The sequence below is a fragment of the Burkholderiales bacterium genome, assembly GCA_035518095.1.
GTDB lineage: Bacteria > Pseudomonadota > Gammaproteobacteria > Burkholderiales > JAHFRG01 > JAHFRG01.
This window is the reverse complement of sequence record DATIXX010000070.1, coordinates 1-11,523: the sequence shown is the minus strand read 5'-3', so window position 1 is coordinate 11,523 and position 11,523 is coordinate 1. Positions and strand designations below refer to the sequence as shown.

Sequence of the window (11,523 nt, the reverse complement as noted above, 5' to 3'; positions counted from 1 at the left end):
CGTGGCAATTTCCGCAGGTTTCTGTCAGCTTCGACAAATCGGCGGCATAAGCGCCGCTCGCGAGAGAAAGAGCAAATACCGCACTACATGCTAATAGAGCAAAAGCGGTTTTTTTCTTCAGCATTTTGTTCTCCAATTTTTAGTCACTCATTTGCCTGACGTTTCTTGCAGCTACCACTCGCATGCTTTATTAGCAGGGGAATTCGTTTGAGGAGCGTGAGACTCCATACATTGCTCCACGAATTCCAGCAGGATTATCGCGCACATCGGGTATATCGGGAAATCACCGACGCAGAAATGCAAGATCTTTTTTTAATTTAACGCTCCCCATTCGCGCGTTGGTCAAGGATGCGCGCGTATATGTTTTGATTATAATTCGCAAAAAAATATTCGCAATCGCTATTTTTTAAATTTTTCGCTTGGATCTACGGTAATTAAATTCAGTTTCTTGACCCTGGTCAAGAAATTGCAACGCAATATATCGCAAGAGCCGAGGCCAGCGCCTCTCATCGCCGATTTTTTCATGCCGCAAAAGGCGAAATGATAATCAATACCGGATTTTGCCCGCAGGGCGTGAACTTCAGTCGGTAGACAGTAAGCGGAGCTTCTCTTACGATTGCGCGCATTGTGGCAATCATGAGGGAGTGGAAAATGCCTACGCAAGCGGTGGCATCCCAAGATTGGAGCGAAGAGCAGCGCAAGGCCCTGCTCACGGAGGTTTTGCAAAGGCCCGCTCCCGAAGGGGTCCGGCTCCTGGAAAACCAGCCTGCCGATTTTATCGTCAAACTGCTTTTGGAGCTCAATCCGGAGGCGGTGCAGGAACTCCTCGGCGAATTTTCCAGGAAACAATTCGAGACTATTTTGGGCGCCGCGCCTCCCGAAATCTCCAGGCAATGGCGGCAAAACCAGTCCTATCCGGAGGGCAGCATCGGACGGTTGATGGAGCCCGCGCTCGCGGTATTCAATCCGCAGCTCAGCGTGGCCGAAACCATAAACCGGCTGCATAGCCTCATCAAGACCGCTTTTATAACCTATGGCTATGTAACTGACGACGCGGGAAGACTTCTCGGTCTCGTGACCATGCGCGACCTGCTGTTCGCGGACAAATCGCGCCGCCTGCAAGATATCATGCTCACGGAACTGTTCTTTTTAAAGCCTCAAATGGCGCTGAACGATGCGATGAAGCTTGCCATCAACCGACATTACCCGGTTTATCCGGTGTGCGACGGTCAAGGCCGACTGGTCGGGCTGGTGCGCGGCCAGGTCATGTTCCAGGCCGGCGCATTCGAAATCAGCGCTCAGCCCGGTTCAATGGTGGGCGTGGAAAAGGAGGAACGGCTCGCCACACCCTGGCCAACCAGCCTTAGGTTCCGCCATCCCTGGCTGCAGTTCAACCTCCTCACCGCATTTCTTGACGCCGTGGTGGTCGGCTTCTTTCAGGGTACGATCGACAAGCTCGTGATACTCGCCCTTTTTCTGCCGGTGCTCGCCGGGCAGGCCGGCAACACCGGCTGCCAGGCGTTGGCCATCACGCTGCGCGGCATGACGTTGGGCGAATTAAAACCGCACAAGCAAAAGATTCTGCTGGCGAAAGAAGCATGGTTGGGATTATTGAATGGCTTGTTCGTCGGTCTTACCGCGGGCGTTGGCATGTATGTCGCCGCGATTTCTCAGAGCAATACACACGCAACGATGCTGGGATTTGTGGTGTTTCTCGCCATGACAGCGGCCTGCGTCGCGGCTGGACTCTCCGGCGCCTTGATTCCCATAACCCTCAAGAAACTGGGATTCGATCCGGCAAGCGCGTCAGCTATATTTCTCACCACGGCGACCGACGTCACCAGCATGGGCCTTTTCCTTTGGCTTGCCACCATCATGATAAGGACCTGATCCGCCCGTTTAAACACTAAGCCCAGTGATCCAGCGGCTGTAGAGCCGGTCCGCAATGCGGTGCAGCCGCGGCACGCGGTTATCCAGATTCGTTTGCATCGCCCGCGCGGTTTGCACCGAGGGTCCTGTGTTCGCCTCGATTTCCTTTACTCCCGTTTCGCACCAGCTCTTGATCAATTCAGGGGTCATTTCCACGTGGCATTGCAAACCCAGGTGTTTCCCCACCGCGAATGCCTGGTTCTCGCACCACTGGCTGGAAAGAATGCGTGTCGCGCCGGGCGGGAGACTGAATGTTTCACCGTGCCAGTGAAACGATAGAAACGACTTCGGCATGTCGCCCAACCAGGACTGTGCGGCGGGGTTGTCTTCCACCTTGACCTCGCCCCAGCCGATTTCCTTCACTGGATTTTTGCGCACCTCGCCTCCTAATGCCTTTGCGATCAACTGACCGCCGAGGCAGTGCCCCAGCACCGGAATTTCCCGTGCCACGGCCTGCCGTATGAGCTCGAGTACCTGTGGGATCCACGGCAAATCGTCGTTTACGCTCATGGGACCGCCCATGAACACCAGGCCGCCGTAATCTTGCGCCTGCCGTGGAAGCGCTTGCCCTTCGTCAACCTTGATCAGCAGCCACGGAATTCCAAGCCGCGTGAGAAATGTGGCAAAATAACCCGGGCCTTCGGTGCGCGCGTGCCGGAAAATTGCTACAGGCTTCATGATGGCGCCTCATGTTGATCAAACATAAAAATTTTAGTTTAGTTTGGCTGGTTTTCCTACTCTTCGCGGGACAGGCGGCGGCTACCGATATCAATGTTATCGGCCTGTTTCCCGGCAAAGCTGTGGTGGTGATAAACGGCAACAAACCGCGCATTTTGAGCACGGGAGAAATCTCGCCAGAGGGCGTCAAATTGATCAGTGCGGATTCAGATAGCGCGGACTTTGAAATCGACGGCAAGCGTCAGGTGCTGGGCCTGGGCAATAGAATCTCGTCGAATTTCGCGCCCGCGGACAATTCCAGCGTGACTCTGACCGCCGATTCCAGCGGGCATTTCATCACCGAAGGCAGCATCAACGGTGCCACCGTAAAATTCATAATCGATACCGGCGCCACCATGATATCGCTAAACAGCAGCGAAGCAAGGCGCATTGGCCTGAATTACCTGAAAGGACAACGCGGCGTGGTTTCGACCGCCAATGGCCCGGTGCCGGTCTACAAAGTAACGCTGGACAACGTAAAAATAGGAGATATCTCCCTCAACAATGTCGATGCGTTGGTGCAGGAGGGCGAACACCTGCCGATGGCGCTGATGGGGATGAGCTTTTTGAACCGCGTAGATATGAAACGCGAAGGCTCGGAGATGACACTGACGAAGCGCTACTGAGTAGTCAGCGCCTGCATTAAGCCGTCGGCCACGCTATGCCTTTTCTTGTCGCGTTGAATCAGGGCATAGGCCGAATGGTTATGGATCGACTCAAAGTTCTCCGACTCGACGATATACGCGTCGACGCGCTCATCGCGATTAAGCCGCGTGGCGATATCGCGCACCATGTCCTCGACGAATCTGGGGTTATCGTAAGCATGTTCGGTGACATATTTCTCGTCGGGACGCTTGAGCAGGCCGTATAGCTCGCTTGAGGCGTTTTCTTCCACGTAACGCACGATTTCCTCGATCCACACAAAGCCATGGGTGCGCGCTGTCACCGTCACATGCGAGCGTTGGTTGTGCGCTCCGCGCTCTGAAATTTCCTTCGAGCAGGGGCAAAGGCTGGTGACCGGTACCACGACCTTCATGGTGAAGTAATAGTGGTCGTCAAAAATTTCTCCGATGAATGTCACATCGTAGTCAAGCAAACTCTCCACCGAGGAAACCGGCGCCGACTTATTCACAAAATAAGGAAAGCTCATTTCGATATGGCCGGCCTTGGCTTCTAGCTTCTGCACCATTTCGCGCAGGATGCTCTCGAACGACTCCACCGAAATTTCCCGCTCGTGGCTATTGAGAATTTCGACAAAGCGCGACATGTGCGTACCCTTAAAGGCATGCGGCAGGTCCACGTACATATTGAACTGGGCGATGGTGTGCTGCACGCCGCCGCTTTTGTCAGCAACACGTACCGGATGCCGTATGGACTTGATGCCCACTTTGTCTATGGGCAAATGGCGCTTATCCGGAGTGCTTTGTACATCGGGTATCGAAGATATTACTGGATCGGGGTAGTTCATGGTCGAATCCTTTTTTGCCGTTTTTTATTATAACGCGGCGCAATAGTTGAGTATATAACTTGCATATCAACACCTATTATGACCGGGGCATAGCTTCCCGGTTCAATGCGGTGCTTAAAACTGCCGCAATACTATAAAGTCCGCAAGCTGACGCAATCGGTTACTGCTTTCGTCAAAATCCTCGAGTGCTCTCATAGCATTGCTTTTCAGCTGTTCTGCATGCTCACGCGCTGCCGATACTCCGAGCACGCTCACATAAGTCGGCTTGTTATTGTCGGCATCCTTGCCCGCAGTCTTCCCAAGAGTTGCGGTGCTCGCCTCCGCATCCAGAACATCATCCACCACCTGGAACGCCAAGCCTATGTATTTTGCAAAATGATCGAGCCTCGCCAACGGTTTATCATCCAGACTGTTGCCGCAGTACGCACCCAACAGTATCGCGGCGCGAATGAGCGCCCCGGTTTTATGAATATGCATGAACTCGAGTTCGGGCAGCGTGAGCGATTTGCCGGTGCTGTCCAGGTCGACCGCCTGGCCGCCAGCCATGCCTCGCGAGCCGCTGGCCGTCGCGAGCAGCTTCAGCATTTCCAGTTGACGCGCCGGATCGTCGCTCAAGCGATATTCGGAAAGCAGCTGGAACGCAAGGCTTTGCAGGCTGTCGCCGACCAACAGCGCGGTGGCCTGGTCATACTCGACGTGGCAAGTGGGTTTCCCACGACGTAACACATCGTTGTCCATACACGGCAGATCATCGTGCACCAGCGAATAGACATGAATGAGTTCCACCGCCGCGGCGGCAATCGCTACCCTCTCCGTGTCGGCGTGCGCCGCTTCGCCTGCCGCGAACGCCAGGAGCGGCCGTACTCTTTTCCCGCCCCCCAGCACGGAGTAGCGCATAGCCTGATGCAAACGCTTTGGAGCGACGTCGGAAGGAGGAAGCACCCGCCCCAGCGTGGATTCCGTACGCGCCTGATGCGTGCGCGCCCATTCCTGAAAATCATCCGTTGGAATCGTCGGCACCGGAGAAATTTTTCAAAGTATCGGCTTCGAGAATCTTCACCTGCTGCTGCACTTCCGCCAGCGCGCCTTGGCAAAATTTAAGTAATTCCGCGCCGCGCTTATATGCCGCCAATGACTCCTCAAGCGACAGCTGGCCCGCTTCCATGCTAGCGACAATTTTCTCAAGCTCGGTAAGCGCAGATTCAAAAGTCTGGGGTCTGGTTTTCGGCATTATTTTAAAAGTCCAGGTTAAAAGCAAAAATAACGCACGGCGAGGCAATCAGTCAACGAAAGAAACCTCTGATCAAGTCCTCCGCGAATGGCGCAGCCGCACAAAGCACCAACTCGGCATATCGAACGCAGCCTTATGTGCCTATTCTCCACCTCACTGCGCGAGACCGAGCCCGGGGTGCGCCGCAGACGCCGCATTTTACATCAACCCAAAAGCAAAGCGGTTCCCGGGGCTGTGTGTTTTGTCGCGCCGCTTGTGAAGGGTCCAACCATTGACTACGCCTCGCTTCGCGCGTCCCATCGACGACAAAGCGCCGTGGCAACCGTGTGGAACTTAATCGGAGGTTCCCTGGAAAAGTCCTTGCACTTTATTCCCGTTTGCTTAGAATAGCGCGAACTTTACGGTAGTGGGTCGGTTTTGGCAGAACAAGCGGCTCGCCTCGAGCTTATCAAAGGATAACCTCGAAGAGCTTGCCCCTACGTATTACGAAGTTTTCCGTAACCTGCGTCTGCAACCGGCGCCATCGGCCGTGGTCTTAGGGTTTAATAGTTTGGAGGGTGTAAAGATGTCCAATTTGGCTCAGGCATCTGTAGCGGCACCAGTCTCGTCGCAGCTTCCGGTTAGCTGGTATTTCGATCCGCGCATAGCGCAAGTGGAAGAAGCCGTGCTGTTCGAACGCGGGCCCGGCTACATGGGTCACGAACTGATGGTTCCAAACGTAGGCGATTATTACGTTCTTGACTGGTTGAATGAAGCCAAATCGCTGATTCACAACCCGCACGGCGTTGAACTCATCGGTAACATTTGCCGCCATCGTCAATCGATCATACTTAAAGGCCGCGGCAATGCCAAAAATCTAGTCTGCCCCCTACACCGCTGGACTTACGCGCTGGATGGCCAATTGCTCGGCGCCCCCCATTTCCCCACCAGTCCCTGCCTCGATCTCCCGAAAACTTCGCTTACCCGATGGAATGGTTTGCTGTTTTCGGGCTGCCGTAACATAGGTCGGGACCTTGTCGGACTCGGCGTGATGAAGGATTTCGATTTCTCGGGGTACCTGCTTGATCGCGTGGAAGTGCAGGAGTACGCGTTCAATTGGAAGACCTTTATAGAAGTCTATCTCGAGGATTACCACGTGGTGCCGTACCACCCCGGCTTGGGCAACTTCGTTGATGCCAACAACCTGAAATGGGAATTCGGCGATTGGTATAGTGTGCAGGTCGTCGGCGTCAACCGCAAGCTCGCCAAGCCCGGTACGCCAACCTACCAAAAATGGCATGAAGCGGTGCTGCGTTATCGTAGTGGCGAAGAGCCGCCCTATGGCGCAATCTGGTTGACCTATTACCCAAACATCATGCTGGAATGGTATCCCCACGTACTGGTGATCAGCACCGTGCATCCGCGCGGACCTGAAGCGTGCACCAACATCGTGGAGTTCTATTACCCCGAAGATATCGCCCTGTTCGAGCGCGAATTCGTCGAGGCAGAACAAAAAGCCTACGACGAAACCGCGCTAGAGGACGACGAAATTTGCCTGCGCATGACTGCGGGCCGCAAGGCGCTGTACCTCGCGGGCGAGAATGATGCCGGACCCTACCAGTCGCCGATGGAAGACGGTATGCAGCACTTTCACGAATTTGTGCGTCGGCAGCTCGCGGGCCATATTTGACTGCCCGCTAAGCAACGCACCACGCGCCTGCTCTTGTCTCGTCACTTGTTACTCGTCCCTCGTAACGGCCGTTAAGATATGCAGTCCCTGTGGATGCTGGCAGCAGGACTGCTGTTTGCGTGCATGGGCGTGTTCGTTAAACTGGGTTCGCCGCATTTTTCCAGCGCCGAACTGGTGTTCTACCGCTCGGTTATCGGGCTCGCGACAATTTACACGGTCACGCGCCACCAGCGGCTGTCGCTCGCCACGCCGCACTGGAAAATTCATTTGGTGCGCAGCATCTCGGGTTTCGTCGCGATCCTCCTCTACTTCTACGCCATCGGCGCCCTGCCGCTCGCTACGGCGGTGACGCTGAACTATACATCGCCGCTGTTTCTCGCATTGCTGACGACGCTGTGGCTGAAAGAGCGCGCCCACTGGCCGTTGGTGCTCGGGATCATCCTGGGATTTGCCGGCGTCGTACTGCTGCTGCGCCCGACGTTAAGTCACGATCGGTTTTTCGCGGGCTGCCTCGGCTTGATTTCCGGCATTCTCGCGGGTATTGCTTATTTCAACATCAAGCAGCTCGGAGAAACCGGCGAGCCCGAATGGCGCGTGGTGTTTTATTTTTCCCTGTTATGCACAATAGGCGCGGGATTTTGGGTGTTGTTCAGCGGCTTTCACAGCATCGATCAGAAAGGCTTCCTCATTTTGCTGGGCTTGGGCGCCAGCGCGACGCTGGCACAGCTCGCCATGACCCGGGCTTATGGCAAAGGGAAGACTCTGGTATCAGGCGCCTTGGCCTACAGCACAGTGGTGTTTGCCTCGCTGTTCGGAATCGCTTTGTGGGGAGAAGTGTTGACCATTACGGGCTGGCTGGCTATCGGCCTGATCGCGGCTGGCGGCATTCTCAGCGTCGGGGCTGCGCCGCCGCACGGGATGCCTGACGAATAGCATGCAGACGTTGCGGCAACCGGTGTTGTTGCTTAACATTAAAAAGGAGCTCCGATGATATCAATCCAGCATGCGGGCAACTTGGTCAGCGCCAATGTTCTTGGCGAATTTACGCTTGCCGATTACCGCGAGTTCGAAGAGCGCGTGTTGGAGAAACTGCGTGCGGGCAAAAGAGTCAACTTGTTGTTCGATCTTCGCGACATGGTTGGGTACACTGTCGATGTGGCGTGGGAAGATATCCAGTTCAGCCGCAGGCACGAGCATGATTTTGGAAAAATCGCGATCATCACGGATAATCAGTGGCTGACGTGGAGCGCGTGGCTGTCACGCCTGTTCGTGGATTCCGATATTCAGGTGTTTGAGGATGACCAGTCTGCGCAGAACTGGCTTAAGGCCGGTTGAATGGTATGGGACATACCACCCTTGTCTCAACAAGCCTGCTTGCAACGAATCTCGACGATCAGCGCTGGGTAATTTGCGACTGCCGCCATGACCTTGCCGATCCCGGAGCCGGGCGACGCGCTTACCTCGCCGCGCATATTCCGTCAGCGCGCTTCGTGAGCCTCGACTCCGATCTTGCAGCGCAACCCACAGGAAAAAATGGCAGACACCCCCTGCCTGCGCCTGAAACTTTTTGCGCGACACTCGGCAGGCTCGGGATCGACCGCAAGAAACAGGTAGTCGCGTACGACAGCACGGGCGGCGCGTTTGCCGCGCGCTTGTGGTGGATGCTGCGCTGGCAGGGACATTTCAACGTCGCGGTGCTCGATGGAGGATTCCCGAAATGGCTCGCCGAAAAGCGCCCGGTAACGAGCGAAGTGCCGCGTTTTGAACCTGTCAAGTTTGATCCTGAGCCGCAGGATAACTTCGTTGACGCGCGCTACGTCGAAACGCACCTTAAGAAAAGCGACATGCGTCTGATCGACGGGAGAAGCCCCGAGCGATACAGCGGCAATGTTGAGCCGCTCGACCCGGTAGGGGGACATATTCCAGGCGCTTTGAATCATTTTTTCCAGAATAATCTCGACAAAGGCTGCTTCAGATCCCCCGAAGACTTGAGACGCGCATTTTTGGAATTGCTTGACAATGCGCCGCCGCAAAATACAGTACATATGTGCGGCTCCGGGGTGACCGCGTGCCAGAATTTACTTGCAATGGAAATAGCGGGCCTTCGCGGTTCAAAGCTTTATCCGGGGTCGTGGAGCGAATGGTGCAGCGATCCGCGACGTCCGATGATTACCCCGTAACAACTCCGTGACCGAGCTTGCCGACTTTATTCTTGTTGTTCATTTTGGTTTCGTGCTGTTTGTTGTCTTTGGGCTGTTCCTGATCTGGATCGGCGCGGCTTTGCGCTGGCGCTGGGTGCGCAACTTCTGGTTCCGCCTCACCCATCTTGCCGCAATACTCTTTGTCGCGGGGGAATCCGTTGTGGGGATGGTCTGTCCTTTGACGGCGTGGGAAGATGCGCTGCGCGGCAGCGCGACGCACGCCAGCTTTGTCCAGCACTGGGTCGGCAGGATTCTTTATTATAATTTTCCTGCTTGGGTTTTCACTACAGGCTATCTGCTGTTTGCGCTCGCCGTCTTGATTACGTTTTTCCGCATCAAACCGGAGCGCCCGTGAAGATTTTTGCGACTCGAATTCCTGGTGATTTTGGGCCTGGTCGATCAAAGAATTTTCAGTAACTTGGCACCGTCCGGGCTGCCCAGACCCGTACATGGATCCCACTTGGGTCCGGCAGAATACGCACCATTGTTTCCGTTGGTGATATCCCGCAATGCCGCGCTGTTGCTGTAGATGCGGGGATTGATGTAGCCCACGGGCTGTCCCTTGAGCTGGTTGATCCGCGCTATTAGGCCCGCCCACAGGGGTGCCACCGCGCTGGTGCCGCCAATCACGGTGTTCTGTCCGTCAACTCTTACCTGATAACCGGTCATCGGGTCTGCGTCCCCCGCTACGTCCGGCACACCGCGACCGCCACCGGCGGCGGGTGGTTTAGGGATGTTAAAAGTAGATTGCCAACTCGGTTTGGGAAAGACGCCACTCACACCGCCGCCGCTCGCCCCGTCGTTCGGAAGTTCGTTCCAAACAATCTCGCTCGTGATTGATGCGCCTGACGCTTCCAGGCGGGTACCACCACAGCCTAACGCATAGGTGCTGGACGCGGGAAAATCAACGTGATTCGCGCCATCATTCACGCCATCCGTTGATCCGTTGTCGCCCGAGGCGACGCAGACCGTCACGCCGAGTGCCGCCGCGGCCTGAAACGCCTGATCGAACGCCTGCAAGCTCTGAGGCGTCCAACTCGACTCAGGCCCGCCCCAGCTGATTGAGATGACCGAGGGATTATTGGTTTTATCGTGAATGGCTGTGGTGATCGCATCCAAAAAACCGCGGTCGGTGTTCGGCGCAAAATAGACAACAAGCCGGGCGGCGGGTGCGATCGCGCCCGCCACCTCGATATCCAGCATTACCTCGCCATCCGGGCCGTTCGCATCACCGGTAGGTTTATTGCCGCTGTGGTCAATGGAAACGGCCGTAAGCTTCGGTGCGGGCGAGATCCCGAGCGTGTTGAAATATGTAGTCAAGTCCGCAGGGCGATAGCCTCCCCCCAACTCGATGATGCCAACGGATTGCCCGCCGCCGTCTGCTGACGGAAAATTGTATAAGCCAGCCAACTGCGTCGGCGTAAACGAAGTACCCGCATCGTGCCGTTGCACGTTGGCGCTTCCTCCCCTGAAACGAATATGGGGCTTGGCCTGGGGCCGATTGTCGAGGCCAAAGACACCTACGACGATATCCTTGAGTTCCCTAGGTATATACACAGAACCCGTACGACCGCGGTAAGTGCCCGCGGGATGCTCGTACATTTCAAGTTGGACACCGAACGCGGCATTGAATTTGGCGACCGTGCCCGACAGGACCACGCTGCAGCGGGCGATATTCCGCTCGACCACGGTGAGTTGATTCTGCTTTGCGAACGCAATAATCTTATCGAAGTCGGTTTCGTTGGCGCCGTGCGTCCTCTCGAAATCATCACGAGTCAGACGCTGTGCTGCGCCTTGAGTTATTCGGGCCTGCAATTTATCCCATGCCCGGGGGCGCACCGCTATGGTGACTTCGAATCTTTCATTGGGATCCGCCGGACCAATGCGGCGCGAACCCAAGACTGGCTGACGTTCGCTTCCATGAATCGGATGTCGGTTGTTCGCCATCGTTCCCCCTTATGTGACGCGGAATTACCGGTAACAGAATTACACCGCAGCGAGCCCCGCGGCGCGTAGCGCGGCTGCAAAACGTCCTTCGATCTTGCCCAATACGTAATGCCTTCGACAACCGTAACCTCGCATGATTCCCGCGCGGCCATTGGCAATCAATTATCCCAAAATTAGGACAACCCCAAGGAATAAATGCCGCCTATCAAATAGCCTCGAACCCATCGAAGTAGAAGCTTTGTGATGAGCATTGGACTAAAAGAAGTATCGGCCGCAAACACTAATGACAAAGGGATTGGTCGCCTTATGAATCTATCTCTAAGCGTACGCGATACAACCGCAAGCTGAATCTGCACGGCGC

The 11,523-nt window shown here is 55.6% G+C and carries 12 protein-coding genes; 7 read left to right on the top strand and 5 right to left on the bottom strand.

Going from position 1 to position 11,523, the window contains the following annotated elements; genetic code table 11:
• Positions 1–651 precede the first annotated feature (651 nt).
• Positions 652–1,890 (top strand): magnesium transporter, encoded by a 1,239-nt coding sequence (locus tag VLV32_11165; GenBank protein HUL42445.1) that lies wholly within the window; start codon positions 652–654, stop codon positions 1,888–1,890.
• 9 nt (positions 1,891–1,899) lie between these two features.
• Here the strand turns inward: VLV32_11165 and VLV32_11160 are convergent, their stop codons facing one another.
• On the bottom strand, positions 1,900–2,607 hold the full coding sequence (locus VLV32_11160) for a type 1 glutamine amidotransferase (GenBank protein ID HUL42444.1): 708 nt from the start codon (positions 2,605–2,607) through the stop codon (positions 1,900–1,902).
• A gap of 11 nt (positions 2,608–2,618) precedes the next feature.
• Between VLV32_11160 and VLV32_11155 the strand changes: the two genes are divergently transcribed.
• Positions 2,619–3,272 (top strand): TIGR02281 family clan AA aspartic protease, encoded by a 654-nt coding sequence (locus VLV32_11155; GenBank protein ID HUL42443.1) that lies wholly within the window; start codon positions 2,619–2,621, stop codon positions 3,270–3,272.
• Here the strand turns inward: VLV32_11155 and folE2 are convergent.
• The 3 genes from folE2 to VLV32_11140 all read right to left on the bottom strand — a co-directional run bounded on the left by folE2 (position 3,266) and on the right by VLV32_11140 (position 5,345).
• Entirely contained in the window at positions 3,266–4,114 is an 849-nt protein-coding gene (folE2, locus tag VLV32_11150; GenBank protein ID HUL42442.1) for a GTP cyclohydrolase FolE2, read from the bottom strand. The genes VLV32_11155 and folE2 overlap by 7 nt on opposite strands.
• A gap of 114 nt (positions 4,115–4,228) precedes the next feature.
• On the bottom strand, positions 4,229–5,125 hold the full coding sequence (locus VLV32_11145; GenBank protein ID HUL42441.1) for a farnesyl diphosphate synthase: 897 nt from the start codon (positions 5,123–5,125) through the stop codon (positions 4,229–4,231).
• The gene (locus tag VLV32_11140; GenBank protein HUL42440.1) at positions 5,112–5,345 is read right to left on the bottom strand and encodes an exodeoxyribonuclease VII small subunit; all 234 of its coding nucleotides are present in this window, start codon (positions 5,343–5,345) and stop codon (positions 5,112–5,114) included. The genes VLV32_11145 and VLV32_11140 overlap by 14 nt, the downstream gene beginning before the upstream one ends.
• A gap of 565 nt (positions 5,346–5,910) precedes the next feature.
• On the opposite strand from VLV32_11140, the gene VLV32_11135 reads away from it, so the two are divergent.
• The 5 genes from VLV32_11135 (at position 5,911) to VLV32_11115 (ending at position 9,570) form a co-directional block, all read left to right on the top strand.
• The gene (locus VLV32_11135) at positions 5,911–7,014 is read left to right on the top strand and encodes an aromatic ring-hydroxylating dioxygenase subunit alpha (GenBank protein ID HUL42439.1); all 1,104 of its coding nucleotides are present in this window, start codon (positions 5,911–5,913) and stop codon (positions 7,012–7,014) included.
• A gap of 78 nt (positions 7,015–7,092) precedes the next feature.
• Entirely contained in the window at positions 7,093–7,947 is an 855-nt protein-coding gene (locus VLV32_11130) for a DMT family transporter (protein ID HUL42438.1), read from the top strand.
• A gap of 54 nt (positions 7,948–8,001) precedes the next feature.
• On the top strand, positions 8,002–8,349 hold the full coding sequence (locus VLV32_11125) for an STAS/SEC14 domain-containing protein (GenBank protein HUL42437.1): 348 nt from the start codon (positions 8,002–8,004) through the stop codon (positions 8,347–8,349).
• Positions 8,350–8,354: 5 nt separating this feature from the next.
• Positions 8,355–9,194, top strand: coding sequence for a sulfurtransferase (locus VLV32_11120; protein HUL42436.1), 840 nt, complete (start codon positions 8,355–8,357; stop codon positions 9,192–9,194).
• A gap of 7 nt (positions 9,195–9,201) precedes the next feature.
• Positions 9,202–9,570, top strand: a complete 369-nt coding sequence (locus VLV32_11115) for a DUF2784 domain-containing protein (GenBank protein ID HUL42435.1) — start codon at positions 9,202–9,204, stop codon at positions 9,568–9,570.
• A gap of 44 nt (positions 9,571–9,614) precedes the next feature.
• Here VLV32_11115 and VLV32_11110 read toward each other — a convergent pair whose 3' ends face one another.
• Positions 9,615–11,162 (bottom strand): S53 family peptidase, encoded by a 1,548-nt coding sequence (locus VLV32_11110; protein HUL42434.1) that lies wholly within the window; start codon positions 11,160–11,162, stop codon positions 9,615–9,617.
• Positions 11,163–11,523 lie beyond the last annotated feature (361 nt).